23 protein-coding genes and 1 tRNA gene are annotated in these 25,930 nt (G+C 71.4%); 8 read left to right on the top strand and 16 right to left on the bottom strand.

Going from position 1 to position 25,930, the window contains the following annotated elements; translation table 11 throughout:
- Positions 1–69: 69 nt before the first annotated feature.
- The 4 genes from Mco01_RS36570 to topA all read right to left on the bottom strand — a co-directional run bounded on the left by Mco01_RS36570 (position 70) and on the right by topA (position 7,632).
- Positions 70–1,254 (bottom strand): DNA polymerase III subunit delta', encoded by a 1,185-nt coding sequence (locus tag Mco01_RS36570; protein WP_204061395.1) that lies wholly within the window; start codon positions 1,252–1,254, stop codon positions 70–72.
- 62 nt (positions 1,255–1,316) lie between these two features.
- Complete coding sequence (tmk, locus tag Mco01_RS36565; protein WP_204061394.1) at positions 1,317–3,374, bottom strand: dTMP kinase; 2,058 nt, start codon at positions 3,372–3,374, stop codon at positions 1,317–1,319.
- Positions 3,375–3,519: 145 nt separating this feature from the next.
- The gene (locus Mco01_RS36560; RefSeq protein WP_372445024.1) at positions 3,520–4,860 is read right to left on the bottom strand and encodes a metallophosphoesterase; all 1,341 of its coding nucleotides are present in this window, start codon (positions 4,858–4,860) and stop codon (positions 3,520–3,522) included.
- A 96-nt stretch (positions 4,861–4,956) separates the two neighbouring features.
- Positions 4,957–7,632: a type I DNA topoisomerase gene (topA, locus tag Mco01_RS36555; protein WP_204061392.1), complete on the bottom strand. Its 2,676-nt coding sequence runs from the start codon at positions 7,630–7,632 to the stop codon at positions 4,957–4,959.
- 288 nt (positions 7,633–7,920) lie between these two features.
- On the opposite strand from topA, the gene Mco01_RS36550 reads away from it, so the two are divergent.
- Positions 7,921–8,106, top strand: a complete 186-nt coding sequence (locus tag Mco01_RS36550) for a DUF5703 family protein (RefSeq protein ID WP_036326137.1) — start codon at positions 7,921–7,923, stop codon at positions 8,104–8,106.
- 278 nt (positions 8,107–8,384) lie between these two features.
- Here Mco01_RS36550 and Mco01_RS39530 read toward each other — a convergent pair whose 3' ends face one another.
- The 3 genes from Mco01_RS39530 to Mco01_RS36520 all read right to left on the bottom strand — a co-directional run bounded on the left by Mco01_RS39530 (position 8,385) and on the right by Mco01_RS36520 (position 12,651).
- Positions 8,385–10,427, bottom strand: a complete 2,043-nt coding sequence (locus tag Mco01_RS39530; RefSeq protein WP_239104193.1) for a chaplin family protein — start codon at positions 10,425–10,427, stop codon at positions 8,385–8,387.
- 207 nt (positions 10,428–10,634) lie between these two features.
- The gene (locus Mco01_RS36525; RefSeq protein ID WP_204061391.1) at positions 10,635–11,165 is read right to left on the bottom strand and encodes a hypothetical protein; all 531 of its coding nucleotides are present in this window, start codon (positions 11,163–11,165) and stop codon (positions 10,635–10,637) included.
- A gap of 187 nt (positions 11,166–11,352) precedes the next feature.
- Complete coding sequence (locus Mco01_RS36520; RefSeq protein ID WP_204061390.1) at positions 11,353–12,651, bottom strand: M20/M25/M40 family metallo-hydrolase; 1,299 nt, start codon at positions 12,649–12,651, stop codon at positions 11,353–11,355.
- Positions 12,652–12,843: 192 nt separating this feature from the next.
- Between Mco01_RS36520 and Mco01_RS36515 the strand changes: the two genes are divergently transcribed.
- A tRNA-Leu gene (locus Mco01_RS36515) sits at positions 12,844–12,932 on the top strand.
- 103 nt (positions 12,933–13,035) lie between these two features.
- On the opposite strand, the gene sigJ is transcribed toward Mco01_RS36515, so the two are convergent.
- Positions 13,036–13,974, bottom strand: a complete 939-nt coding sequence (gene sigJ / locus Mco01_RS36510; RefSeq protein WP_204061389.1) for an RNA polymerase sigma factor SigJ — start codon at positions 13,972–13,974, stop codon at positions 13,036–13,038.
- Between the two features lie 234 nt (positions 13,975–14,208).
- Between sigJ and Mco01_RS36505 the strand changes: the two genes are divergently transcribed.
- Complete coding sequence (locus Mco01_RS36505) at positions 14,209–14,838, top strand: LUD domain-containing protein (protein WP_204061388.1); 630 nt, start codon at positions 14,209–14,211, stop codon at positions 14,836–14,838.
- Between the two features lie 99 nt (positions 14,839–14,937).
- On the opposite strand, the gene Mco01_RS36500 is transcribed toward Mco01_RS36505, so the two are convergent.
- From Mco01_RS36500 to Mco01_RS36470, 7 genes are all read right to left on the bottom strand, one after another.
- On the bottom strand, positions 14,938–15,378 hold the full coding sequence (locus tag Mco01_RS36500; RefSeq protein ID WP_204061387.1) for a YybH family protein: 441 nt from the start codon (positions 15,376–15,378) through the stop codon (positions 14,938–14,940).
- Between the two features lie 59 nt (positions 15,379–15,437).
- Positions 15,438–16,121 (bottom strand): NAD(P)/FAD-dependent oxidoreductase, encoded by a 684-nt coding sequence (locus Mco01_RS36495; RefSeq protein WP_204061386.1) that lies wholly within the window; start codon positions 16,119–16,121, stop codon positions 15,438–15,440.
- Between the two features lie 239 nt (positions 16,122–16,360).
- On the bottom strand, positions 16,361–16,990 hold the full coding sequence (locus Mco01_RS36490; protein ID WP_204061385.1) for an LUD domain-containing protein: 630 nt from the start codon (positions 16,988–16,990) through the stop codon (positions 16,361–16,363).
- A 184-nt stretch (positions 16,991–17,174) separates the two neighbouring features.
- Complete coding sequence (locus tag Mco01_RS36485) at positions 17,175–17,651, bottom strand: nuclear transport factor 2 family protein (RefSeq protein WP_204061384.1); 477 nt, start codon at positions 17,649–17,651, stop codon at positions 17,175–17,177.
- 154 nt (positions 17,652–17,805) lie between these two features.
- Entirely contained in the window at positions 17,806–18,921 is a 1,116-nt protein-coding gene (locus Mco01_RS36480) for an alpha/beta hydrolase (protein ID WP_204061383.1), read from the bottom strand.
- Between the two features lie 32 nt (positions 18,922–18,953).
- On the bottom strand, positions 18,954–19,934 hold the full coding sequence (locus tag Mco01_RS36475; RefSeq protein WP_204061382.1) for a zinc-binding dehydrogenase: 981 nt from the start codon (positions 19,932–19,934) through the stop codon (positions 18,954–18,956).
- 4 nt (positions 19,935–19,938) lie between these two features.
- On the bottom strand, positions 19,939–20,817 hold the full coding sequence (locus tag Mco01_RS36470) for a haloalkane dehalogenase (RefSeq protein WP_204061381.1): 879 nt from the start codon (positions 20,815–20,817) through the stop codon (positions 19,939–19,941).
- A 183-nt stretch (positions 20,818–21,000) separates the two neighbouring features.
- Between Mco01_RS36470 and Mco01_RS36465 the strand changes: the two genes are divergently transcribed.
- The 3 genes from Mco01_RS36465 (at position 21,001) to Mco01_RS36455 (ending at position 23,148) form a co-directional block, all read left to right on the top strand.
- Positions 21,001–21,339, top strand: coding sequence for a YciI family protein (locus tag Mco01_RS36465; RefSeq protein ID WP_239104192.1), 339 nt, complete (start codon positions 21,001–21,003; stop codon positions 21,337–21,339).
- 2 nt (positions 21,340–21,341) lie between these two features.
- The gene (locus Mco01_RS36460) at positions 21,342–22,499 is read left to right on the top strand and encodes an RNA polymerase sigma factor (protein WP_204061380.1); all 1,158 of its coding nucleotides are present in this window, start codon (positions 21,342–21,344) and stop codon (positions 22,497–22,499) included.
- A 139-nt stretch (positions 22,500–22,638) separates the two neighbouring features.
- Positions 22,639–23,148 (top strand): MarR family transcriptional regulator, encoded by a 510-nt coding sequence (locus Mco01_RS36455; protein WP_204061379.1) that lies wholly within the window; start codon positions 22,639–22,641, stop codon positions 23,146–23,148.
- A gap of 71 nt (positions 23,149–23,219) precedes the next feature.
- On the opposite strand, the gene Mco01_RS36450 is transcribed toward Mco01_RS36455, so the two are convergent.
- A complete protein-coding gene (locus Mco01_RS36450; protein ID WP_204061378.1) occupies positions 23,220–23,702 on the bottom strand; it encodes a MarR family winged helix-turn-helix transcriptional regulator in 483 nt (160 codons plus the stop codon).
- Between the two features lie 64 nt (positions 23,703–23,766).
- Between Mco01_RS36450 and Mco01_RS36445 the strand changes: the two genes are divergently transcribed.
- Together Mco01_RS36445 and Mco01_RS36440 are read left to right on the top strand one after the other, a co-directional pair.
- On the top strand, positions 23,767–24,147 hold the full coding sequence (locus Mco01_RS36445; RefSeq protein ID WP_204061377.1) for a tautomerase family protein: 381 nt from the start codon (positions 23,767–23,769) through the stop codon (positions 24,145–24,147).
- Between the two features lie 832 nt (positions 24,148–24,979).
- A partial coding sequence (locus Mco01_RS36440; protein WP_239104191.1) for a CE1 family esterase occupies positions 24,980–25,930 on the top strand: 951 nt, incomplete at its 3' end.

The following is a 25,930-nucleotide window of genomic DNA, read 5'->3' as shown; positions in this document are numbered from 1 at the left end:
AGACGCCCGATGCCGGGTCAGGTTGCTTCGTCCCGCCCACCGCCGCTTCCCGCCGCGCGACGCCGGCCGTCAGGTGAGGCCGGGGCTGCGGAGGGCGAGGGTCATGGCCTCCACGGCGATCTGCGGGTTGACGTTGGCCGCGAGGCGCTCCCGGCACCGCATGATGGCGTCCGTGCGGCGCATGGTGTCCTCCGGCGACGAGGCCCGGGCCACGGCCTCCACCTCGTGGCGGCGGTCCTCGTTGGCCAGCTCGACCCGGGCGCCGAACTGCACGGCCAGCACGTCGCGGTAGAACGCCACGAGGTCGAGCAGCGCGAGGTCGAGCGAGTCGCGCTTGATCCGGGTGGCCCGAGACTTCTGCAGCGTCTCCAGCTCCTTCAGCGCCCCGGCCCCTCCACGGACCAGGCCCTTGTTGAGCCCCTTGCCCGAGGAGCCCTCGCCGTAGACCTTGCGCAGCTCGGCGGTCTCCACCTCGTTGAGCGCGGTGGTGGCCGCGTCGGCGTCCTCGGACGAGGTCTTCACGAGCCGCTCGGCCGCCGTGATGCACTCGGCCACGCCCGTCAGCGACCGGGGGATGGACAGCACCTCGTCTCTGCGGCGCCGCGTCTCCTCGTCGAGCGCGAGCCGCCGGGCCCGGCCGATGTGCCCCTGCGCGGCCCGGGCCGCGAACAGCGCCGTGTCGGGCGGCACGTCGTCGCGGGTCATCAGCACATGGGCCACGGACTCGGTGGCGGGGGTGCTGAGCGTGACCACCCGGCAGCGCGACCGGATGGTGATGATCATGTCGTCCGGCGAGGGGGCGCACAGCAGCCACACCGTCCGCGGCGGAGGCTCTTCGATGGCCTTGAGCAACGCGTTGGCCGCCGCCTCCGTGACCCGGTCGGCGTCCTCGAACAGGACGATCCGCCAGCGGCCGAGCGTCGGCGCCCCCGCCGCCTTCAGCACCAGCTCACGGGTCTGCCGGACGCTGTAGGACAGCCCCTCCGGCCGCACCCACGTCACGTCCGGGTGCGAGCCCACCTCGACCTGGTGGCACGCGTCGCAGTGGCCGCACCCCTGGTCGGGGCAGAGCAGCGCGGCCGCGAACGCCCGGGCGGCCGTCGACCGGCCCGAGCCGGGCGGCCCGGTGAACAGCCAGGCGTGGGTCATGCCGGCGCCGCGGCCTCCCGCGACCGCCTCGGCGGCGGCGGAGGCCGCCGCCCGCAGGACGGCGACCGCCCTGTCCTGCCCCACCAGATCCCCGAACACGCTCACGCCATCAACCTACCCTCGCGATCACGCCGTCCGGGCCGGACGTCCACAGCCTGTGGACAACCTCAGTCGCGGATGGCGGGCATGGTGCCCGTCGCCGCCTCGGCCTCCTGGGGCACCGGGTCGGGCAGGATCTCCCGGACCCGGTCCTGGATGAGGCGGGACACCTCCTCCTGCGGCAGCGTGCCGTCCACCACGAAGTAGCGGTCGGGGCCGGCCGCGGCCAGCGCCCGGAACTCCCGCCGCACCCGTTCGTGGAACTCCAGCGGCTCTGCCTCGATCCGGTCGGCCGGGGAGGCCATCCGGCGCAGCCCGACGGACGGCGGCAGGTCGATCAGCACGGTCAGGTCGGGCACGAGCCCGCCCGTGGCCCAGGCGTTGACCCGCTCGACCTCGCCCCGGTCGAGGGATCGACCGGCGCCCTGGTAGGCCAGCGACGAGTCGACGTACCGGTCCGAGATCACCGTCGACCCCCGGTAGAGGGCCGGCCTGATGACCTTCTCGACGTGCTCGGCCCGGTCGGCCGCGTACAGCATGGCCTCGGCCCGCGGCGACAGGCCCTGGTGGCTCGCGTCGAGCAGGATGGCCCGCAGGCGCATGCCGACCTTGGTCGAGCCGGGCTCGCGGGTCTGGACGACGTCGAAGCCCTGGTCGCGCAGCCAGATCGCGAGCAGCCGCGACTGCGTGGTCTTGCCCGATCCCTCCCCGCCCTCGAAGGCGACGAACAGCCCGCGCGGCTGCTCGTCCTCCTCCGGGACGAACGTCTCGCCGCGCAGCGCGGCGAGCAGGTCGACGCCGATGGGGATGCCCTTCCGGTCGTCCATGTGCCGCAGGGCGAGCAGGCCGACGGCGACCGCGAGCAGCGCGGCCAGCACGAGCACGAGGTTGGTGCCGTCGAAGTGGTAGGTCATCCGCCCGACCGTGAGCACGTGGCGGCCGAAGAACGCGGCCAGCGTCGAGGCGACGGCCACCACCAGCAGCAGCACGACCCGGGCCAGCGACTGCAGGAACGCGAACGTCCGGCCGCGCAGCCCGTCCTCCACCTCGAGGCCGATGGTGGTGTAGCCGATGATCCAGGCGATGCCGGCGCAGGCCCCCAGCATCACGGTGAGCACGACCACGACGACCAGGTTGGGGATGAGCGCGATCGCGGCCAGCGTCACCCCGGCCAGGATGATCGCCAGGCCGAAGAGCCGGCGCCGCGACAGCCCCTTGAGCAGCCGCAGGCCGAAGAACATGCCGAACGCCATGCCGAGGAAGACCGCGCAGAACACCGCGCCGTAGCCCGCGTCCCCGCCGTTCAGCGTCCCGACGTACGCCTTGGCGACCCCGACGACGGCGCCGCCCGCCGCGAAGGCGCCGATCATGCCGACGACCAGGCCGCGGACGACCCGGTCGCCGCCGACGAAGCGCCAGCCGTCCACGATCTGCCGCAGCACCGAGGGCGCCGACACGTGCCGGACGTGGTTCTTCGGGATGGCGCGCAGCGTGAAGATCAGCACCGCCGAGACCAGGTACGCCAGGGCGTTGACGGTGAGGGCCACGTCGGTGGCCGTGATCCCGACCCCGGGGGCCGCCTTGCCCACCATCGTCACCACGGCCGACACGATCGCGAACACCGCCGCCGCGACCGGGGCCGTGCCGTACGTGACGAGGAGGTTGAGCTGGTTGGCCTCCTCGAGCCGGTCCTTCGGCACGAGGTTGGGGACGGTGGCGTCCTTGGCCGGCACCCAGAACAGGTTCACGCACTCCACCAGGAACGTGGCGACGATCACCCACTGGTAGGTCGCGACGATCGGGATCGACAGCACCACGGCGAACCGGGCCACGTCGGCGGCCACCATCGTCGTCCTGCGGTCGAACCGGTCGGCCACCGCCCCGGCGAGCGGGCCGAGCAGGATCGCGGGCAGCATCTTCGCGACGAAGACGCCGCCGATGGCGAGGCTCTGCGCCTGGAAGCCGGACCCGGCGGTCAGGTTCCCCGCGAGGGCCGTCAGCGCGATGATGTTGAGCCAGTCGCCGAGACTGCAGACCGACATCGCCGTCCACAGACGGCGGAACGGCGCGTTCGCCAGCACGTGCGGCGCCTTGCGTCGCGTGGCGGCCCGGCCAGGGGTGCTCATGATGTCAGCGTATCCAGGTGCTCGCTGGGCTGGGGAAACGGCGAGCGGGCCGGATTTGCCCCGCCTGCTCGTCGCCTGAGGGTATTACGTCTGCCGTGTCCCCGCAGTCCGGACGCGGGCAATGCTCTGACCCATTTCCCCGCCCCTACCCGGCCTGCGGGTGGAGCTCGATGAGCGTGATCTCCGGAGGGGCGCCGACGCGGACGGGCGGCCCCCAGAAGCCGGCCCCCCGGGTGACGTAGATCTGGGTGTCGCCGCCCCCGGCGCGGGGGAAGCGGGCCAGCCCGGCCACCACCGGCTGCTGCAGCGGCACGAGCAGGTTGAACGGCGCCATCTGCCCGCCGTGCGTGTGCCCGGACAGCTGGAGGTCGACCCCGCGCGCCGCGGCCTCCTCCACCTGGAGGGGCTGGTGCGCCAGCAGCACGACCGGCCGGGAGGGGTCCCGCCCGGCGAGGGCCTTGTCCAGGTCGGGACCGTCGCCGGACGCCCGGCCGTTCAGGTCGTTCACCCCGGCGAGTTCGAGCGACGCGTCGCCGCGGCCGATCGTCACGCGCTCGTTGCGCAGCGGGTGGACGCCGAAGGAGCGCAGCTCCTCGATCCATTCCTGGGGCCCGCCGGCCGTGTAGTACTCGTGGTTGCCGGTCACGAAGAACGACCCGAAGGGGGCGTGCAGGTCCATCAGCGGCGTCGCCAGCCCGCCCAGCTCGGCGACGGTCCCGTCCACGAGGTCGCCCACGATCGTCACGACGTCGGGCCGCAGGCCGTTGATCATCCGGACGATCCGCTCGGTGTGGCCCCTGCCCGACAGCGGGCCGAGATGGATGTCGCTGACCACCGCGACGCGCAGCCCGTCCAGCTCCGGGCCGAGCCGGGGCAGCCGGATCGGCACCCGCTCGACGACCGGGTCGCCCAGCGCGGTCCGCACGCCGTACCCGACCGTCGCCAGGGCGCCCGCGCCGACGATCGCGGCGGCGGTCCTGGAGACGAACAGCCGCCGGTCGACGAGCGGCCCGCCGGACGCCTCCGGCTCCCGGGAGGCCGGGTCGCCCTCGTGAAGCGGCGCGTCCGGCGCGACCTCGGCAGCCCCGGCGGCTCCGCTGGCGGGCCCGGTGCGAGACGCCGACGCGGCGGCCGTCGCCGCGACGGGCGCCACATCCGCCTCCTCCGCCGCGCCGGTACGGCCCCGCCGCCGCAGGACGAGCCCGGCCACCGCCCGCGGGATCTCCATCACCAGCCCGAACACGAACAGGTAGAACATGATCGCCAGCCACAGGTACCCGGGCCACGCGACGACGCGTTCGATCTCCATCCCGAACAGGCGTCCGCCCGCGACGGCCAGCACCAGCAGGGCGGCCAGCACGACCACGGCCCACGTGAGGACCCGGCGCGTCCGCGTTCCCGGCCTCGTCGCCGCCCGGACCAGGCGCCGCCACAGGTAGTAGTGGACGACGACCACGGCCGCCAGGATCAGGAACAGGAACCCCACCGTCATCTCCCCTCGACCGGCCGTCGATCTCCGGGAGACGATGATCCCACGACGTCCCGGCCCGGCCGTACGGAGACGGCCGGGACCGGACGCCCGTCAGGACTTGGCGGCGGGCTTCCTCGCGGGGGCCTTGGCCCGGGTCGTGGTGCGCTTGGGGGCCGGGGCCCGCTCCCGGCGCTCGACCAGCAGCTCGGCCGCCCGCTCAAGGGTGATGTCCTCGACCGTGTCGCCCTTGCGCAACGAGGCGTTGGTCTCGCCGTCGGTGACGTACGGTCCGAAGCGGCCCTCCTTGACCACCACCGGCTTCTTCGAGTTGGGGTCCTCCCCCAGCTCGCGCAGCGGAGGCGCGGCGGCGGCCCGGCCGCGGCCGCGGGTCTTCGGCTGCGCGAACAGCTCCTTGGCCTGCTCGATCGTGACCGTGAGCAGGTCGTCCTCGGACGCCAGCGAGCGCGAGTCGGTCCCCTTCTTGATGTACGGCCCGAAGCGGCCGTTCTGCGCGGTGACCTCCTCGCCGTCGATCGCGCCGACCACCCGCGGGAGCTGCAGCAGCTTCAGCGCCTGGTCCAGCGTGACCGTGTCGAGCGTCATGGTCTTGAACAGCGAGCTCGTGCGCGGCTTGACCGCGTCGGCCTTCTTCGTCCGCCGCTTCCCGTCGGCCGGCGCCGGCTCCTCGGGCAGGATCTCGGTGACGTACGGGCCGAACCTGCCGTCCTTGGCCACGATCGTGCGGCCGGTCGCCGGGTCGACGCCCAACTCGCGGTCGCCGCTCGGGCGCGAGAACAGCTCCTCGGCCTTCTCCGCGGTCAGCTCGTCCGGGGCCATGTCCTCCGGGACGTTGACCCGGGCGCCGTCGCGGTCGAGGTACGGGCCGTAGCGGCCGACCCGGATGACGATGTCGGTGCCCTTGATCGGGAAGGAGCTGATCTCCCTGGCGTCGATCTCGCCGAGGTCGGTGACCATCTCCTTGAGGCCCTCGTCGCCGTCGTCACCGTAGTAGAACCGGCGCAGCTCGGGGACCCGCTCGGCCCGGTCGTTGGCGATGTCGTCGAGGACTTTCTCCATGTCGGCCGTGAAGTCGTAGTCGACCAGGTTGCCGAAGTGCTGCTCCAGCAGGTTGACCACGGCGAACGCGAGGAACGACGGCACCAGGGCCGTGCCCTTCTTGAACACGTACCCCCGGTCGAGGATCGTTCCGATGATCGACGCGTACGTCGACGGGCGGCCGATCTCCCGGTCCTCCAGCTCCTTGACCAGCGACGCCTCGGTGTACCTCGCCGGCGGCTTGGTCGAGTGGCCGAGCGCGGTCAGCTCCGCCGCCGTGAGCCGGTCGCCCTCGCTCAGGGCCGGCAGGCGCTTCTCGGAGTCGTCCCGGTCGGTCGAGGGGTCGTCGGCGCCCTCGACGTACGCCTTGAGGAAGCCGTAGAAGGTGATCGTTCGGCCGGTGGCGGTGAACTCGGCGCGCTCGCCGGCGCTGGAGGCGCCCTCGACCTTCACCGAGACCGACTCGCCGACGGCGTCCTTCATCTGCGAGGCGACCGTGCGCTGCCAGATCAGCTCGTACAGGCGGAACATGTCGCCCGACAGGCCCGTCTCGCCCGGCGTGCGGAACTCCTCGCCCGACGGCCGGATCGCCTCGTGCGCCTCCTGGGCGTTCTTCACCTTGCTGGTGTAGACGCGCGGCTTGTCCGGCACGTACGCCGAGCCGTACAGCTTGATCGCCTGGCCGCGGGCGGCGGCGACGGCGGTCTCCGACAGCGTGATGCTGTCGGTGCGCATGTAGGTGATGAAGCCGTTCTCGTACAGGCGCTGGGCGACCTGCATCGTGTACTTCGCGGAGAAGCCGAGCTTGCGGCTCGCCTCCTGCTGCAGGGTCGTCGTCCGGAACGGCGCGTACGGCTTGCGCGTGTACGGCCGGCGCTCGACGGACCTGACGGCGTACGACGCCCCGTCGAGCCGGGCGGCGAGGGCGCCCGCCGCGGCCTCGTCCAGGTGGAGGACGTCGGACCCCTTGAGCCGCCCCGTCGAGGCGAAGTCGCGGCCCTGGGCCACCCTCCTGCCGTCCACCCCGGTCAGCGTGGCGGTGAACGTGCGGGGGTCGTCGGCGTCGCGGCCGGTGTCGAACAGGGCCTGCAGATCCCAGTAGTTGGCCGCGGTGAACGCCAGGCGCTCCCGCTCGCGCTCCACCACGAGGCGGGTCGCGACCGACTGGACGCGACCGGCCGACAGCCGGGGCTTGACCTTCTTCCACAGGACCGGGCTGACCTCGTAGCCGTACAGGCGGTCGAGGATGCGCCGCGTCTCCTGGGCGTCCACCAGGCGCAGGTTGAGGTCGCGCGGGTTGGAGACCGCGTCCCGGATGGCGTGCGGGGTGATCTCGTGGAACACCATGCGGTGCACCGGGATCTTCGGCTTGAGCACCTCGCGCAGGTGCCACGCGATGGCCTCGCCCTCGCGGTCCTCGTCGGTGGCGAGATAGAGCTCGTCCGCCTCCTTGAGAAGCTGCTTGAGCTTCGACACCTGGGACTTCTTGTCCGGGTTGACGACGTAGAGCGGCTCGAACTCGTGGTCGACGTTCACCCCGAGGCGGGCCCAGGCCTCGCTTTTGTACTTCTCCGGGATGTCCTCGGCCTTCTCCGGAAGGTCACGGATGTGGCCGATGCTCGACTCCACGATGTAGCCGCGCCCGAGGTACCCGGCGATCGTCTTCGCCTTGGCAGGCGACTCGACGATCACCAGGCGGGTTCCGCCGGCGTTGCCGTTGTTGGCTGGCACGCTGCTTCCTACCTCGCTGTCCGCTGTCGTTCCCCGTGTCCCGGGTTCCGTGCTCCCCAGGCTCTGTGGTCCCTCGTCCTTCCGGCTCGGCGCCGCGCGCCTACGCCCGCTCCGCCCGGTCCATCGGGTGGCCCCGAGGGGCCGTTTCGACGGTACCTGCCGCGGCGAGTTCTTCCCTCTCGGGCTACCCGGTTATGTCCGGGAATGTAACTCGCCTGGACCTGTTATCCACGAGGACGCAGAATAGAGCCCATCCGGTTCCCTAGCACGCCCCGGAGACTAATGGCTGTGCTCGACTACTCCTACTTGGACCTGTATCTGCCGCGCGGCACCTCGCGCGAAGTGGCCCGCCAGATGCTCACCGAGCATGCGGAACACGGAGATTGGGAGCTCCAGAGACTGCGGCTGTATCCCGACGGCAGCAGGCGCATCCGGTTGCGCCGCAAGGTCATCCGCGCCTCGCGCACCATGTGATCCGTGCCTCCTGCCGATCGTGCTCGTCCCGGGGCCGTACGGCGCCCGTGACCTTCTCTTTTACGGCTTGGTCTGAAGACAGCGCTTTGCCCGCCCCGGGCCGCGCCCCCGGAGCGGGCAAAGCATCCGTGCCACCCTCCACTGGCTGGGAGGGAGCGTTCAGTGTCGCCGCGCCGGGCCGGCGGCCGGATCACCCGGTGGCCGGCGGCTGGATCGCCGCCGCCACCATGAGGCGGCCCGGTGCCGCCGCGTCGCCTGGCGCGAGCGAGAGATATCCCTTACTTCCGCCCGGGGCGGAAGCGGCGGGTGACGGCGAACAGGCTCGCCGAGGCGGCGAACATGGCGCCGAGGACCAGGGCGGCGAACGAACCGGAGTTCATCCCGGTGAGCCCGTTCGGCTGCTCCGCGCTCATCAGGCCGAGGTTGTCCAGCGGCAGGATGCCGGCGGTGTCCCGCAGGTCACCGGTCGGCAGGCCGCGCCCGGCGTCCTTGAGGGCGCCGCCGACCGGCAGCGAGCGGGTCGCGTCGTTCACCGTACGGGTGGAGGGCAGGGTGCGGGTGGTCCCGTCGAGCGAGCCCGTCACGTCGGACAGGGCCGGGACGTTCGAGGTGCGGGAGGAGCCGCCCGGCAGGGCGGGGACCTTCGGCGTCTCGGGCAGGCCCAGCATGTTCGGCAGGTCGCCGACCACCGGGGCGGACGGCGTCGCGGCGGCGCTCATCTGCTGCGGGACGCCGCTCGCCTCCTTGAGGCCGGACAGCATCGGCGCGGCGGGCATCGCCGGCATCATCGAGCCGCGCGAGACGGCCTTGGTCTCCTGACGCCAGTACCACCTGTGGTGCCCGTCGCGACCGCCGACGCGGGCGCCGCCGAGGCACCCCGCGGCCGCGTCGCCCAGGACCGCGACCGCGTTGCCGCAGACGTTGATCGGGGCCGTGATCGGGGCCACGACCTGGTTGCCCGCGAGGATGCCGTACCGGCCGGAGGTGACGTTGCCGCCTCCGCCGACGCCGCCGAGGACCGACGCGCCGCCCGCGCAGCCCGCGCGGGACCGGCCGAGGACGGCCACCGCGTTGCCGCAGACGTTGATCGGTGCCGTGATCGGCGCCACGACCTGGTTGCCGCCCAGGATCGAGGAACGCCCCGAGGTGACGTTGCCGCCCGCCCCCCAGCCGCGGCCCCAGCCGCCGTGCACGGCGGCGCCGCCCTTGCAGCCCGCGAACGCCTTGCCCGCGACGGCCACCGCGTTGCCGCAGATGTTGATCGGGAGGGTGATCGGGGCCACCACCTGGTTGCCGCCGAGCACGCTGTGCCGGCCGTCGGTCACGTTGTGGCCGGACCCGCCGCCCCAGTGGCCGCCGTGGCCCCAGTGGCCGCCATGACCCCAGTGGCCGCCGTGCCCGCCCTTCCAGCCGCCCTCGCAGCCGCCGTTGCCGTTGCCGCACACGTGGACGGGCGGGGTGACCGGCGCGATCACCTGGGTGCCGCCGCCGGCGGAGTAGCGGCCGTCGGTGTCGTGCCCGGACGAGCCGGGGTGCGTCCAGTGGCCGCCGCCGTGGCCCCAGTGGCCGCCGTGGCCCCGGTGCCCGCCGCCGACGGAGGAGCCTCCGTGGCAGCCGGAGAAGGCGTCGCCGAGGACCGCGACCGAGTTGCCGCAGACGTTGATCGGAGCCGTGATCGGCGCCACGACCTGGTTGCCGCCCAGGATCGAGGAACGGCCCGAGGTGCGGTTGCCGCCGGAGCGGACCACCCGGGCGCTCTTGACGTAGGCGCCGCCGTGGCACCCGGCGGCGGCGTCGCCGAAGATCGCGATCGCGTTGCCGCACAGGTTGACGGGCGCCGTGATCGGGGCCACCACCTGGTTGCCGCCCAGGACGCTGTGGGCGCCGCTGGTGACGTTGTGGCCCGCGCCGCCGCCGCGCCGCCCGGCGCCGCGGACGGCCGCGCCGCCCTTGCAGCCCGCGCGGGAGCGACCGAGGACGGCGACGGCGTTGCCGCAGGCGTCGATCGGGGCGGTGATCGGGGCGACGATCTGGTTGCCGCCGAGGATGCTGCCGTACCCGGAGGTGCGGTTCTGCCCCGCGCCGCCGTTGCCACCCTGGACCGCGGCCGCACCGCCGCGGGAGGCGGCCCGCGCGTCGCCGGCCACGGCGACGGCGTTGCCGCTGATGTCGATCGGAAGGGTGATCGGCAGGTTGACCTGGTTGCCGCCGCCGATCGAGCCGTCGCCCGTGGTGTCGGCGAAAGCCGTACCGCTGCCAAGGGTCATGACACCGGCGGCGAGGAACGCCGCGGGAGCCGAGCCCTTCGCCCACGTTCGCATAATGGTTACTCCTAGTGATTCTTAGGGGGATTTGCCTGACAGCTCGCGACAGGCGTCCATGCCAGGGGCACAGCGGGGCTGTGGACGGTCACGAGGGTGAGAGACTCCGCGTCACTCGCGAGGGAGAGCCCGCCAGCCCGGGCACCACGGCGCAGGGCAGGCTCGCGCACCGGTCGGCCGCACAGGGGACCGGCGCCAGGGGCGAGGTCAGTCGGGAGAGAAAGAAGGGTCGTCCGCCGCTGTGCGCACGACCGGGGGAACCACCGCCGCCAGCGGGGCGGGCAGCTTCGTGAAGCGCGGCTCGACTACCGGCCGCGCGACGTCCCCGAACAGAGGGGATCCACCGTTCGTCTGCGGAACGAGCCCGCGGTCGCCCGGGGCGTGGTCCACGGTGGACGGTGGCGGGAGCACGGGCTTCGACTGGCTGGTGAGCCCGTCGACCGTGCGCCCGGCCATGGCCTCGGCGTTCGCCGAGGTCGGGTCGATCGCCGTGGGGAAACCGTCGGACCTCCCCCTGGCGGCGGAGCCGGCGCTCGACGCGAGCGACCCGGCGGAGCCCGCCGCGGGGAATCGGTCAGGGAGAGCCGACCCGGCGACAGAGTGTGAGGGAGCCGCCCCGGCCGCGGACGACGCCGCGCCGAAGAGGCCGAAGACCGCGCCGAACAGCCATCCGAGGGCGATCAGCCCGCCGATGACCAGCAGGCGCCCCAGACGGGAGCCGGCCGCGAACCGCGCCATCCGGCTGATCCCGCCGGACCCGGGAGGAGTGACGGGCGCGCACGGATCAGCAGAGGGCGGAACCGCCCCCTGCCCTTCCGGCGTGCGCGTCACGCGACCTCCCGAGTCCGCTGGGTCCGCCCGGTGCGGATCCAACCCTCAACGGAGAGTTACTGTAGCGGCACTCCACGTGATCGCAACGCTTTTCTCAGCAGTAATCGAGGAATCGGTCAAGCACCCGTACGCCAAACTGGAGCGAATCCACCGGAACCCGCTCGTCGATGCCATGGAACATCCCGGAGAAGTCCAAGTCTTCGGGCAGCCGGAGGGGCGCGAAGCCGTATCCGCGGATGCCCAGCGTGCTGAACGCCTTGAGGTCGGTGCCGCCGCTCAGCGTGTACGGCACGGCCCGGGCCCCCGGGTCCTCCTCCTGCAGGGCGTCGGCCATCGCCTTGACCAGCGGGCCCTTGAACGAGGTCTCCACGGCCACGTCGTGGTAGACGAACTCGCGGGCGACGTCCGGCCCGAGCAGCTCGTCGACCGTCTGGAAGAACTCGTCCTCGTAGCCGGGGAGGAACCGGCCGTCCACGTGGGCGGTGGCGACCTGGGGGATGACGTTGGCCTTGTACCCCGCCTGGAGCATCGTGGGGTTGACGGTGTTGCGCAGCGTGGCGCCGATCATGCGGGCGAGCGGGCCGAGCGCGGCCACCGCCTCCTCGGCGTCCTCGGCCTTCACCTCGACCTCGAAGACCTCCTCGAAGAACGCCTGGACCGTGGGCGTGAGCCGGACCGGCCAGCGGTACCGGCCCAGGCGGCCGACGGCCTCCGCGAGCGCGGTCACCGCGTTCTCGTCGTTCAGCATCGAGCCGTGGCCGGCCCGGCCCTTCGCGGTCAGCCGCATCCAGGCGATGCCCTTCTCTGCGGCCTCGATGAGGTACACCCGGCCCTTGTCGCCCATCGTCACGCTGAACCCGCCGACCTCGCCGATCGCCTCGGTGCAGCCCTCGAACAGATCGGCGTGGTTCCGTACCAGCCACTGGGCCCCGTAGTGGCCGCCCGCCTCCTCGTCGGCGGTGAAGGCGAGCACGACGTCACGCGACGGCCGCCGCCCCGCGCTCAGCCGCTGCCGCACGACCGCGAGGATCATCGCGTCCATGTCCTTCATGTCCACGGCGCCGCGCCCCCAGACGCAGCCGTCGGCGATCTCGCCGCTGAGCGGGTGGTGCCGCCAGTCGGCCGCGTCGAACGGCACCACGTCGAGGTGCCCGTGCAGCAGGAGGCCGTCCCGTGTCCGGTCGGTCCCCTCGATACGGGCGATCACACTGGCCCGCCCACTGTCGGACTCGAGGATGCGCGGCTCCAGGCCGACGTCGGCGAGCCTGCCCGCCACGTACTCGGCCGCCTGCCGTTCTCCGGGGCCGCTGTTGTCCCCCGCGTTCGTCGAGTCGATCCGGATCAGGTCGCGGCACAGCTCGACGACCTCGTCCTCCCCGTTCACCGGGATCATTGCGCCTCCTTCGTACGGCCGGCCGGCGAGCCGGATTCGCATGCTCCATTTCCTCACAGGTTGCCCCCCGGGGCGCGCGCGGGTTCCCGTCCGGGACGGAGCGGACGGGCGGAATCCCGGTATGAAGCACGGCGGGGACAGTGCTAACCTGTATCAGCCGACGCGGGATGACGATCCCGCGTAGGGCACCACGTCCGGGTGGCGGAATAGGCAGACGCGCTAGCTTGAGGTGCTAGTGCCCAGTGATGGGCATGGGGGTTCAAGTCCCCCCTCGGACACCAGAAAGGCCCCGAGAAGATGTAGGTCATCAACTCGGGGCTTTGTCGTTTCCGGCCCCGGTCCAGCGGCGTGATACTCCCCGATATTTCGCGAAGTTTCAGCGCGTCAGCCTGTCGTCCAGCGACGAAGTTTCTCCGGGTTGCGTACTACCCATATGTGCCTGATGCGGTCGCCCGCGACGTCGAACGCGAACACCGTCACGGTCACCCCGTCCTGCTGCGCCACCAGCCCGGGCTGGCCGTTGACCGTGCGTTCCAGGATCGTCGTACCGGCTGAGGCCCGGCTGGCGAGCTCGATCCAGGCGCGTGCGATCTGCCGGCCGCCTTCGATGGGGCTCATGAAGGCCATGGCGAGGCCACCGCTGTCGGCGATCGCCGTGGCGTCGGGGTCGAGCAGGCCGATCAGGGCGTCGATGTCCTTCGCCTCCCATGCCTGCTTGAAGTCGCTGACGACGGCGGCCCGGCGGGGTGCCGGGGTCGCGGGCCCCTGCGCGGTACGGATGCGGCGACGGGCCGAGGACGCCAGCTGACGGCAGGCCGCCGGGGTGCGGCCGACGATCTCGGCCACCTCGGCGAAGGAGTACCGGAAGACGTCGTGCAGGATGAGCGCGACGCGCTCGGCCGGGGTCATCGAGTCGAGCACGACCAGGAAGGCCATGCTGATCGACTCGTCGAGGGTGACCCGGTCGGCCGGGTCGACCGCGATGCCGCCCGGCCGCTCGGTGATCCACTCCATCCGTTCCGGCAGCGGCTCGGGGATCCATTCGCCCACGTAGGTCTCGCGCCGCGACCGCGCCGCGCCGAGCACGTTCAGGCAGATGCGGCCCGCGACCGTGGCCCGCCAGGCACGGGGGGACGCGATGGCGTCCTGCTGCTGCGCGGACATGGCGTACCAGCGGGCGTAGGTCTCCTGGACGGCATCCTCAGCCTCGGCGAGAGAGCCCAGCAACCGGTACGTGAGATTGGCCAGTTGACGCCATTCGCTCACGATCGCGCTCACGTGCGGATCGGTCCGGTGATCTCCTGGCCCGGATCGGTCGGTCATGGTGTCGCCGGCTCCCTCGTTCGCTCGTGCCCTCACCAGTTAGACAAGACAGCGCGCCGGAATGTGAGGTCCGCGCGCCACCTGACATTCCGGGGGGCTGCGTTGTCTTACTGCTGAGACGCAGCCGGCCAGGGACACCTCCGGGACGGAAGGAGCTTCGGGCCGAGAGCCGAAGCCACCGTCACCGTGCCACCTGCGCCTTGAGCCACATCAACGAGCAGGCCAGGAGACATCATGACCACCTCGATACCGACGACGTCGTTCGTCGCCCCGGCGTCCGCGCAGCGCCTGGAGCGGGCGGCCGCCGCGCTGAGGGCACACGGTTTCACCGTCGAAATCCTCGACGACGTGGCCGCCGCGCGCACCCGCGTCAAGGAGCTGATCCCCGAGGGCGCGGGTGTCCTCACCGGGGCCAGCGAGACCCTCCGCCTGTCCGGCATCGACGACGACATCAACGCCGGCGGGCGGTACCAGGCCGTCAAGCCACGCATCCTGGCCATGGACCGCGCCACCCAGTCGGACGAGATCCGGCGGGCGGTGGCCATCCCCGACGTCGTCGTGGGAAGCGTCCACGCGGTCACGGAAACCGGCTCCCTCGTGGCCGCCTCGGGCAGCGGAAGCCAGCTACCCAGCTACTCGGGCGGCGCCGCCCGCGCGATCTGGGTCGTCGGGGCGCAGAAGGTGGTACCCGACCTGGGCACCGCACTGCGCCGCGTCGAAGAGCACTGCCTCCCGTTGGAGACGGCCCGGACTCTGGCGCTCCATGGACGGCCGAGCGCCGTCAACCGCATTCTCATCCTCAACGCGGAATACTCCCCCGGGCGCGGCACCGTCCTGCTGCTCCGCCAGGCCATCGGATTCTGAGACCACCAGGAGTCACACGCTGGCAGCAGTGGTCCGTCCTCCCCGTGGGATCCGTCGGATGCCACGGGGAGCCGCCGGCCTGCGAAACCCTGCGACCGGTCAGGGTTGGAGGTCGGTCATTCCTTTGCCGGTCGCGATGTCGAGCGGCACGGAAACCTGGTCGTGCGCGATCAACCAATTGCCGTCGATCTTCCGGAGACAAAGAGTGCCCCGGACCCACATGCCGTTCGTCGCCGTCCCGTTCTTCAGCGTGCCGCTGAGCCGGCCGAAGAAGTGCCCGAAGGCCACATCGTCGCCCACGGTAAGCCTCAGGTCGCGGACCTCGTAGGTCACGTCCTCGAAGGTCGTGAACACCCTCTCCCAGTTCTTCATTTTCGCCGCTGTCCCCACATGCGCCAGGGGCGGCTCGACGTCGAAGGACACGACGTCCGTCGCGTAGAGCTGCTTCAGGCCCTCGAGATCCTTGTCCTGGATGCCTTTGACGATCCTGTCGATGTGCTGCCGGATCTCGGATTCCTCAACTTCACGCCGCATAGCCATCGCTATCCATTCCTTTCATTCCGTACGGAATCTTGAGTTGTCACTGATCGAAACGACGATCACCCCGCAGACCCGGTGAGGGCCCGCGCGGCGGAGGCCGGCTGCTCGGGACGCGGGCCGCCCTTGGGCCAGAACAGAGAGCCCGGCCTGCGGGCCTCGCGGCGGATCTTCCACACCCCGAGCCTGCAGGTCAGCTCCTTGTACGCCGCGCTGATGCGGCCGCCTACGACCCTGCGTCCCCGCTCGGCCAGTTCGGCCGCCGTCTCGATGCCGGTCAACCCGGCGCCGACCACGGTGACCGGAGCATCGGGAGGCAACTCGTCCAGCCTGGCGCGCAGCCGCTGCGCGGACTCGAGTTCGGCGACGTGGAACGCGAAGTCGGCCGCGCCGGGCACCGATGACGGCGCCGTGCCGGTGCTGCCGACCGCGTAGACGACGTAGTCGTAGTCCAGGGCGCGGCCCGACGCCAGCCGCACGGTGCGGGCGGCGGCGTCGATGCGCGTGGCGCTGTCGACGACCAGTCGGATTCCCGCGCCCAGCAGAGTGCCGTAGTCCACGGTGGCCTCGCCGGTGCCGGCCACGAACTGGTGCAGCCGGACGCGGTCGACGAAGTCAGGGCGGGGATTGACCAGAGCGATGTCGATGTCGGCGCGCGTCCGCAGACGGTTGGCCGCGAGCGTGCCGGCGTAACCGCCGCCGATGACGACGACCTTGTGAGGCGCGTGCTGTCCGGACGTGGACATGGTGAGGGTCTCCCTTGCGAGCCTTGCCCGTGGTGAACGGTTCTCAGCAATCCGACGAGGCAACCCCGCGAAATGTCAGGCGACATGCCGGGCCTCGGGCCGCCGACCATGACCGGGCGCTCATGGCACAGGGCCGCGGGCGTGGCCGTCCGCCGGCACCGCGGCCCTGTGACCGTTGCTATGGGTACCACCGCGTAGTCCCACCTACAGGACAGTGGCGGGTGGTGTACCTGGGTGCTTCAGAATCCGATGGCCTCGCGGAGCAGCAGGACGGTGCCGCGCCCGGGATGGGGTTCCGCGTTGAGGACGAGAAGGCGGTTGACGGCGCTGGGCTGCCCATAGGCCTCCTGGGCGCGGACGTTCTCCAGCGGGAGGGCGTGCTCCTCCACGCGCCGAAGGGCGGCGCTCAGGTCGGGCACCACCTTCTGCGCGCCGATGATCCAGATCGCGTGGGCGGCTCCGCCGGAGTAGGCGGGCAGTTGGCTCCCGCTGGCCGAGGGGACGACGAGCGAGCCCGTTTCTGTGACCGCGGCGACGCTGCCCACGACGACGTCAGGGCTCGCGAGCAGCCGGCGGATGTCGTCGGCCTCGGTGACACGGTCCATCGCCAGCAGGCGTGGCCTGAGGGCCTGGTACCGCCCACTGGCGTTGATGTCCTCGTCGATGCCGGACAGGCGGAGGGTCTCGCTGGACGCGGTCAGGACGGCGGCGCCCGCGGGGATCAGGTCCTTGACGCGGATACGTGCGGCGGCGGCGTCGTCGAGGATTTCGACGGCGAAACGGTTCGCCGTCAGCGCGGCGGCCGCTCTCTTCAGGCGCTCCGCGGGCGCCGGGTCGGTGAACTGCGTTGCCGGAATCGATGTGGTCATGGTGCTTCCCAGGCTTGTCGTGGTGGGGCGGACACCGGAGCGCAATCGCCCCGGTCCCATGTGGTGAGGGTGGCTGCGGATCGCAGCCCCAAGGGATCGTGGGTACTCGGTCCGGCCTGCCGCGCTCCCCCTCCCGTACGGAAGGGGGGCGCAGGTGCCGGACATGGCGACGCCGGATACGCGCCTAGGATCCGTCCCCGGCCGGCGGGCCGGCGGGCGCCCAGGCCACGTCGGGTGAGCCCGCGAGCGGACTGGTGTCGAAATACCTGACTTCGAAGACGCGCTCGGCGAACTTCCAGCCGTCCGGGGTGCGCCGGTACCGGTCGTGGAACAGGGCGTAGTTGAAGATCGAGCCGCCGTCGCGCAGACGCCCGAGCTCGCAGACGTAGGCGCGGCCGGACGCGGTGTCGCCGTCGATCCGGATCGCGCCCGGGTGCGTGGTCTGCACGAAGAACTCCCACGCCTCCGCCAGCTGCCCGGTGCCGGCGCGGATCGCCTCACGGCCGACTTGTTCGACGCCGGCGTCGGGGATCCGGTACAGGGCGTCGTGGGTGAACAGCGACGCGAGGCGGTCGTGGTCGCCCATCATCGCCGCGTCGCTGAACTCGCCGCGTAGCGCCTCGATCTCGATGCGGTCGGCGATGGCCTGAAGGTCGTTCATCGGTCTCCTCTTCTCCGGATTGAGAAGGTGTGGACGGCGGTCGTCACCTCATCGGGACCGCCTCACCGCCGGGCCGGGGCCCGAAGCGGTGGCTGTTACAGAGCGTCGACGAACGAGCCCGGCACGTCGGGACGGCCCGCGGACGTGACGTGGGTCACTCGTCGCGGCGTCCACGACCCTGATTGAGGGCGCCGAGACGAGAGCTCTGTTCGGACGCCGTCCGGGCGCCGAGGGCGTGTCGGGTCCAGGCGATGACGCCGCGATAGGCCAGGTCGGCGTTGCGGTGCAGGTTGATCGCGTGGCCGGCGCGGGGGATGACGAGGGCGTCCACCCGGGAACGCGGGTAGAAGGGGCGTTCGGCTGCTGCGAGGGTCGCGGCCGAGGTGCAGTCGGTGGCGTCCGGTGCGCAGGCGAGCCTGTCGTCGGCTCCGTCCGCGATGAGGATGGGGGCGGTGATCTGCGCGGTCACGTCCGGCGCGTTGGCGTCGCCGATCGTCCTGAGCTCGCCGAGGGTGTTGGTCTCCTTCGTCGCGATGTCGAGTGCGATGACCCGGGGGTCGGCGTCGGTCACGTTGTACATGAACGCGGGACGCTGCGCGTCCTGCACGGTCACGTAGCCGTCGTCGCCGGCCGGCACCTCCGCGGCCAGCCGTGGCACCTGGTCGACGGGCTGGCCGAGCTGCGCCAGGCCCTGCTGGGCCGTGGCCGAGATGGTGTGCGCGCTGCCGGTCAGCACCAGCGCGTCCGCGTCCCGGTACGTCGCGGACTCGAGCTTGGCGATCTCCGAGCCGTAGGAGTGGCCGACGAGCACCACGGTGCCGAAGCCCCGCCCGGCGATCGCCCCGCCGCGCAGTGCGGCGACCACCTGGTGGATCGTGTACGCGTTGGACTCCAGGGTCACCTCGTCGCCGGCGGGGTGCGAACTGCGTCCGATGCCGATGCGGTCGAGGTCGAACGTCGCGTAGCCGGCCTCGTTCGCCCGGCGGACGTAGGAGTAGCGACCGGGCTGGTAGGGGAAGTCCCAGTACACGTGGCTGTAGTTCAGACCCGGTATCAGCACCTGTACCGTGGCGGCCGGCCGGTGGGCGGGCGTGCACAGCCGGCCCCAGATCCGGTCGCGAGCCGGTTGGCCGTGGGCGAGTGAGACGGAAACGGTGAGGTCCCGGCAGCGCGCGGCGGGTGCGGACGCGTCGGCGGTGGCCGGGAAGCCGATCAGCAGGCCGGTGAGCAGGCCCACGGCGGCGACCGTGCGGGCGGTGCGGCGGATCACGATGGTTCCTCCTCGATGAGGGTGAGGCGAGGTCACGGTCGCAGGACCGTCTTTCCCGTGGTCGCGCGCGATTGCAGGGCGGCGTGCGCGTCGGCGGCGGCCGCCAGGGCGAAGCGCTGCCCTATCACGGGGACGAGCTTCTTGACGCGCGCCGCTTCCAGGGCGTCGCGTTCCAACACCCGGGTACCGCCTGGGCGCTGAAGGAGCCGGGCGCCGATGGCGGAGGCGGCGCTGATGCCCCGGCCGAACAGGTCATCGGCCGACAGTTCGGTCAGCGACCCGGAGGACGAACCGAACATCACGAGGCGTCCGGCCACGCCGAGCAGTTCCAGCGCGCTTCGCCCGATCCGGCCGCCGACCCCGTCGAGGGCCAGCGTCACCGGCCTGCCCGCCGACACCTCGCGTACGGCGGCGGGCCAGTCGGATCGGCTGTAGTCGACGGCGTGGTCGGCGCCGAGCCGCTCGACGAGCGCCACCTTGGCGGGGCCGCCCGCGACGCCGACGACCGTGGCGCCGGCGGTTCGCGACGCCTGGACCAGCAGGGTCCCGATCCCCCCGGCGGCGGCGGTGATCAGCACGACATCGCCGGCGGTCGGCCTCGCGAGTTCGAGGATCGCCATGGTGGTGCGGCCGGTGCCGACCATGGCCACGGCGGAGTCGGCGTCGAGGTCGTCCGGGATGGCGTGGAGGGCCGCCGCGGGTGCCGTCGCGAGCTCGGCGTACCCGCCGCCCGCCAGGCCGAGATCGACGACGACACGCCGGCCGACGAGGTCGGCGTCGACATCGGCGCCGACCTCGTCGACGACCCCGGCGACCTCTCGGCCCGGTGTCATGGGCAGGCGGGGCGCGACCCGCGGGCCCCCTCGCCCTTGACGGATCATGGTGTCCAGCAGATGGACACCGGCCGACTCGACCCGGATCCGCACCTGGTCGTCACCGGGGTGAGGGTCGGGCACCTCCTCCAGGCGGAGCTCCTCGGGGCCGCCGAACGCGTATTGCCGGATCGCTCGCATCGTTTCAGCCCTCACCGCGTGACAGCAGGTCGTGCTTGTCCAGCCAGGCGACGAGCGATGCGGCGATGGCCTCGGGCTGGTCCTCGGGGGTGTGGTGACCGGCGGGTCCGTGTGTGTGGATCTCCAGGCCGGACACGTGGGCCGCGCACCAGTCGACGATCTCCGGGCCCATCATCGCGCTCGGGCCGGGCTCGAACGCGAGCAGGAGCTTGGGTACGTCGGCGCTGTCCGCCAGCCACTCGTCGTACGCGCCGACTCTGGCGACGACGTCGGCGGGCTCCCCGTCCAGCGGCATCGACCGCGGCCACTGCAGCAACGGCAGCCTGCTCCGCCTGGTCGGGTACGGCCGGCCGTAGATCGCGAGGTCCTCCTCGCTCAGCCCGCGGGCCGTGGTGCGCGGCAACGCCTGCTCGATGAACGCGTTGCGATCCAGCACCATCGCCTCGCCCACTCCGGGCGTCCGCATCGACTCGAAGAGCGGCCGGGCGGCGGCGGGGAACTCCTCCCAGGACATCGGCTTCACGATCGTCTCGGTGAACGCGATGCCGCGCACCCGTCCGGGGTGGCGGGCGGCCCAGTCCATGGCGAGGGCACCGCCCCAGTCATGACCGACCAGCACCACCCGGTCGAGCCCGAGGACGTCGCACCACGCGTCGAGGTATCGCGCGTGGTCGTCGAAGGTGTAGGCGATGTCGGGCTTGCCCGAGTCGCCCATGCCGATCAGGTCGGGGGCCAGGCACCGGCCGGACTCGCCGACGGTGGGCAGGATGTGTCGCCACAGATACGACGACGTGGGGTTGCCGTGCAGGAAGACGATCGGGGCCGGCCCCGTGCCGACCTCCCGGTAGAAGATCGTCGAATCCAGAACGCTTGCGGTGGGCATGGCATGCTCTCCTCGCACTAGACAGGTGCCTGATTACCGTAGAAACTAGACAGGTACCTGTCAATCTGCTCACGTTCCGATCGGCCGAGGCGGCGTCCGCAGGAAATTCGCGAAGCCGTACTGTCCCCTACGCCGGTGCTCGTTCGTCGCGAGGATGCGAGCCCGCCGACTGTGGAGGTTGCCATGCAGTACGCCCTGATGATCTACACCCGGCCCGGCGACGACGAGGCGCTGCCGGATGCGGAACGCGCCGCCGTTCAGGCCGAGTACGCGGCGTTGGGCGACGACGCGCGGTACGAGAGCGTCGCGCAGTTGCAGCCAGCGGAAACGGCGACCAGCGTGCGGGTGGTGGGTGGCCGGACGCTGATGACCGACGGTCCGTTCGCCGACACCAAGGAAGTGCTCGGCGGCTTCTGCCTGCTCGACGCCGCCGACCTCGACGAGGCGATCGAGCTGGCGGCGCGCATCCCGGCCGCCCGGCTCGGCGGCGCCGTGGAGATCAGGCCAGTGGTTCGGCGCTGACCATGCTCGACGACGTCTTCCGCGACGAGTGGGCCCGGGTGCTGGCATCGCTGGTCGGCTTCCTCGGCGACTTCGACAGGGCTGAGGACGCCGCGCAGGAGGCATTCACGATCGCGGCGGAGCGCTGGCCGGTGTCGGGCATGCCGGACAACCCGGGTGCGTGGCTGGTGACGACCGCCCGCAACCGGGCGATCGACCGGATCCGCCGGGACCGCACCCTGACCCAGAAGATCCAGCTGTTACCGGCGCCCGAAGCTGCCGGCGATGAGGTCGACGACACAGTGATCAAGGACGATCGGCTTGAGCTGATCTTCACCTGCTGTCACCCCGCCCTGCCCCTCGACGGTCAGGTGGCGCTCACGCTGCGGGCCCTGGGCGGCCTGGAGACCGCCGACATCGCACGGGCGTTCCTGGTCTCGGAGGAGACCATGAAGCGCCGCCTGACCCGCGCCAAAACCAAGATCAAGGCGACCGGGATCCCGTTCGCGGTGCCCGGCCCGCAGCTGATCCCGGAACGCCTCGACGCGGTGCTGGCCGTCATCTACCTGATCTACAACGAGGGCTACAGCGGAAGGGTCGACCTCGGCGCCGAAGCCATCCGCCTTGGGCGGGTGCTCGCCTCGCTGATGCCTGACCAGCCGGAGGTGCACGGGCTGCTGGCGCTGATGGTGATCCACCATGCCCGGCGGCGGGCCCGCTTCTCCGGCGAGGATCTCGTCCTGCTCGACGATCAGGACCGTTCGCTCTGGGACCCGCACCAGATCGCGGAGGGACGCGCGATGCTCGACCGGGCGATCGAGCTGGGCGGGCGCGGTCCCTACGTCGTCCAGGCCGCGATCGCCTCGCTGCAGACGCGCCGGCGGATCGACTGGCCGCAGGTCGCCCGGCTGTACCGCCGGCTGGTCGACCTGACCGGCTCGCCGGTGGTGGAGCTCAACCACGCCGTGGCGGTCGCCCAGGCCGGCGACCCCGCCGCCGCGCTGCGCGCCGTCGATCGCCTCGACCTGGACGGTTACGTGTATCTCCACTCCACCCGGGGTGAGTTGTTGCGACGTCTCGGCCGCCACGACCAGGCGCGGGAGGCGTACCGGAGGGCGCTGGAGCTGGCCACGTCGACCCCTGAGCGACGGTTCCTGTCCCGGCGGCTCGAACAGCTCTGAACGTATCCCCTGCGCGGGCGCCCCGTTCGCCGCCCAGGTGTGAGGACGACCGCTTCCAGGAAGTGGAGGCGAGAAGAGATGCGGGCGAACACCTCAACGGGCACCACGCGATCTCCCACGCCGATGACATACTGGACAGGTGACTGTCGATGCGACGCCCGACCCCTCCCGGAGGCGATCGCGGCTCTCCCTCCTGCTGCGCCTGCTCCACCGCGAATACGCCGTCGGCATCGAGACGGCCCTCGCGGAGGCGGGCTACGGTGACATCCGGTCCGGGGACGCCAAGGTGTTCCCGTTCGTCCCACCCGAGGGAATCCAGATCCGCGATCTGGCCATCCGCGCCGGCGTACGCAAACAGACCATGGCGCAGTCGGTCCACCAGTTGGAGCAGGCCGGTTATCTGGAACGCCGCCCGAACCCCCGGGACGGCCGGTCCCGGCTGATCGTGCTCACCGAACGGGGAGCGGCGGTACGACCACTGGCGGCCGGTGCGGGCGACCTCATCGAGAAGCGATGGGCCGAACTGACCAGCCCCGAGGAATTCGAGACCCTCCACACGCTCCTGCGCCGCCTGCTGGACCGCATCGGCGAAGCAGATCCCGATGCGGCCGACCGCCTGACATCGATCGACGGGGACCGGCTCGACTGACAGGGCGCGATGCGGTCTCGGACGCCGCTCGGAGAGCCGCGTCGCCGGGGCCGGCCCGCCCCTCCCGCTCGTCACCGAGGGTCGCGCAGGTCCTGGCTCACCAGGTCGAGGGCGGCCTCGTAGGCGCGCAGGGCGGTGATGACCGTGGCGCGTTCGGCGGGCCTGAGGTCTCGCATGACGCGCTCCCACGCCACGGCACTGCCGGACAGCCAATCGCTGATCGGTGTGGCGTAGGCGGGGGCGATGGCGATGATGCGGCGGCGGCGGTCCGCGGGATCGGCGGTGCGTCGCAGGACGCCCGGGCGCGACAGCTCGCTGACCATGAGACTGACCGTCGTCGGCGCGAGCTCCAGCCGGGCGGCGAGCTCGTTGACGCTGGCGGGGCCGTCGTACTCCAGGTGCGCCAGGAGCGCGAGATGGCGCGGCGCCAACTCCAGGCTCTGAAGCGCCCGGGGGATGGGCAGGCGCTTTGCGCGGCCGACAAGCCGTGGCATGAGCAGCAACAGCGTCCTGACGGCCTCGTCGACGGCCGGGCCGTCCATTTCCGTGGACATCGCGATATCCCCCGTATACCTTTGAACCTAAAGGCTTTATAGTCAAAGGGAAGAAGGTCTCACTGTGCCACACCTGACCGTCCACCTGCCAGAAAACAGGCTGGCCGGCAACGAACCCGACCTCGTCACCGCCCTGACCGAGGCGATCGTCGACGTCTACGGCGAATGGGCCCGCGGCCTCGTGAGCATCCGCCTGGCCGGAGTCCCCGCGGGCCGCTTCGCCCAGGGCGGCGAGATCGTGGACACGAACGTCTCGGTGACACTGGGCGTCCGCGCCGGCGTCTTCGACCGCCCCGACGCCGCCCACATCACGGCGAGGCTCGGCGCCGCCCTCACCGATGCGATCACGAACGTCCTCGGCGAGGAACTCCGCGCCGGCACCATGGTCGAACTCGTGGCGTCACCGCAGGAACGGACCTTCGTCGGCGTAGTCCTCGCCGTTTGATCGCACCCCACGACCCCGACGCCGCACCGCCCGGGCCGGCGGAGGGCGGCCCGGGCCGGCATCGGGCGGCCCGGGCCGGCTGATCGCGCCCTTTCGGCTGCGCGCGGGCGATGAAACGGACTGTCTAGTCGCCCCGACGCGCCATGGCGTCGTCGATGAAATTTTCACCGCCACGCCGACGGCGTCCGCGACTTCTTTCCTGGTCAGAAACCGAATGCACAGGCGGTTTCCGGTGAGAGATCCGCGACGAGAAGGCGCGTGCTTGACACATCCCCTGACTTAATATTTGCTCCGCTGCACCACCACCTCCAGTCGCCCGGAAGAGAGGAGCACCGGGGAGCCTCCGATTTTGTTAACGTTAACATTTCGTCGGCTTAGCGACAGGCGGGACAGTTGGATCGGCAGAGCGCGCAGCAGGCCGCCCTCATCTGATATTCAGCGGAATCGCACGACGCATTCCGAGGGCCGGCCACATTCTCCATCAGCACCGCCGTTGAGAGAACGCGCACGCGGCCTGCCGACGCCGGCGGACGTCTTCGCCCTGCTCTTCCGCGGCGGGAAAAGGGGGTCGCGCACGCGCGGCCGCCGTACTGCCCGGGGTGACTGATGGTGGGCTCACCTGGCGCTTCGAATCCGTCTGGGGAGACGCCGCCCGACCGGCACGCGCCCAAGCCGACAACGGACGCTCCCACCAGCTGAGGGACATGAATCGCTTTCCCATCGACGCATGTCGATTATTCGAACGACAAAAGGGAGTTGCGTGACGTTGAAACAGAGGTCCATTTTCACCGCCATCGGGGCCGCCGTGCTTCTCGTCCTGGCCACGGGACGCATGGCCTTAAGCGACAGCCTCGGCGCGACCACGTCGTCCACGACCGCCGCCGTCGCGGCGGCGACCTCCGGATGCGGTAAGGCTCCGACGCTGAGAAGCGGTTCGCAGACGATTACGACCAGCGGCAAGAATCGCACCTGGATCCTGAGGATTCCCGACAACTACGACAACAGCCACCCCTACCGGTTGATCATCGCGTACCACTGGCTGAACGGCACCGCCCAGATCGTCGACTCGGGCGGATCGGACGGATCCGTCTGGGCCTATTACGGGCTCAAGCAGCTGTCGAACAACAGCACGATCTTCATCGCGCCCCAGGGCATCAACAACGGCTGGGGCAACAGCAACGGTGAGGACCTGACCTTCACCGACGACATGCTGAGGCTTGTCGAGAACGATCTCTGTGTCGACACGACGCAGCGCTTCGCCATGGGGTGGAGCTACGGCGGCTCGATGAGCTTCGCGGTCGCGTGCGCCCGGCCGACGGTCTTCCGTGCGGTCGCGGTCTACTCCGGCGCGAACCTCAGCGGGTGCAACGGCGGCACTCAGCCCGTCGCGTACATGGGCATCCACGGCATCCACGACTCGGTGCTCAACATCTCCAACGGCCGGTCGCTGCGTGACAGGTTCGTCTCGAACAACGGCTGCACCCCGATGACCCCGCGGGAGCCCACACAGGGCAGCCTCACGCACATCACCACCACGTACTCGGGTTGCCGGGCCGGGTACCCGGTCGTGTGGGCCGCGTTCGACGGCGACCACACCCCGTCTCCCAACGACGGGTCCACCTCCACCAGCGGCGCCAGGACCTGGACGTCGGGAGAGGTCTGGAAGTTCTTCACGCAGTTCCAGTCCAGCCCGTCGCCCTCCCCGTCCCCGTCCCCGTCGCCCTCCCCGTCGCCGTCCCCGTCGCCGTCCCCGTCGCCGTCCCCGTCCCCGTCGCCGTCTCCG

The sequence above is a fragment of the Microbispora corallina genome (assembly GCF_016863035.1).
Lineage (GTDB): Bacteria > Actinomycetota > Actinomycetes > Streptosporangiales > Streptosporangiaceae > Microbispora > Microbispora corallina.
Note: the sequence above shows the minus strand (reverse complement) of the source record. Positions and strands in the feature narration are given on the sequence as shown.

Bases quoted from the DNA above. Each gene is read 5' to 3' on its own strand.
- Mco01_RS36495 (WP_204061386.1), bottom strand. From the start codon at position 16,121: ATGTCCACGTCCGGACAGCACGCGCCTCACAAGGTCGTCGTCATCGGC.
- Mco01_RS36520 (WP_204061390.1), bottom strand. From the start codon at position 12,651: ATGATCCCGGTGAACGGGGAGGACGAGGTCGTCGAGCTGTGCCGCGAC.
- Mco01_RS39530 (WP_239104193.1), bottom strand. From the start codon at position 10,427: ATGCGAACGTGGGCGAAGGGCTCGGCTCCCGCGGCGTTCCTCGCCGCC.
- Mco01_RS36500 (WP_204061387.1), bottom strand. From the start codon at position 15,378: ATGGCTATGCGGCGTGAAGTTGAGGAATCCGAGATCCGGCAGCACATC.
- Mco01_RS36450 (WP_204061378.1), bottom strand. From the start codon at position 23,702: ATGTCCACGGAAATGGACGGCCCGGCCGTCGACGAGGCCGTCAGGACG.
- tmk (WP_204061394.1), bottom strand. From the start codon at position 3,374: ATGAGCACCCCTGGCCGGGCCGCCACGCGACGCAAGGCGCCGCACGTG.
- Mco01_RS36485 (WP_204061384.1), bottom strand. From the start codon at position 17,651: ATGAACGACCTTCAGGCCATCGCCGACCGCATCGAGATCGAGGCGCTA.
- Mco01_RS36475 (WP_204061382.1), bottom strand. From the start codon at position 19,934: ATGCGAGCGATCCGGCAATACGCGTTCGGCGGCCCCGAGGAGCTCCGC.
- Mco01_RS36505 (WP_204061388.1), top strand. From the start codon at position 14,209: ATGACCACCTCGATACCGACGACGTCGTTCGTCGCCCCGGCGTCCGCG.
- Mco01_RS36460 (WP_204061380.1), top strand. From the start codon at position 21,342: ATGCTCGACGACGTCTTCCGCGACGAGTGGGCCCGGGTGCTGGCATCG.
- Mco01_RS36465 (WP_239104192.1), top strand. From the start codon at position 21,001: ATGCAGTACGCCCTGATGATCTACACCCGGCCCGGCGACGACGAGGCG.
- Mco01_RS36490 (WP_204061385.1), bottom strand. From the start codon at position 16,990: ATGACCACATCGATTCCGGCAACGCAGTTCACCGACCCGGCGCCCGCG.
- sigJ (WP_204061389.1), bottom strand. From the start codon at position 13,974: ATGACCGACCGATCCGGGCCAGGAGATCACCGGACCGATCCGCACGTG.
- Mco01_RS36470 (WP_204061381.1), bottom strand. From the start codon at position 20,817: ATGCCCACCGCAAGCGTTCTGGATTCGACGATCTTCTACCGGGAGGTC.
- Mco01_RS36525 (WP_204061391.1), bottom strand. From the start codon at position 11,165: ATGGCGCGGTTCGCGGCCGGCTCCCGTCTGGGGCGCCTGCTGGTCATC.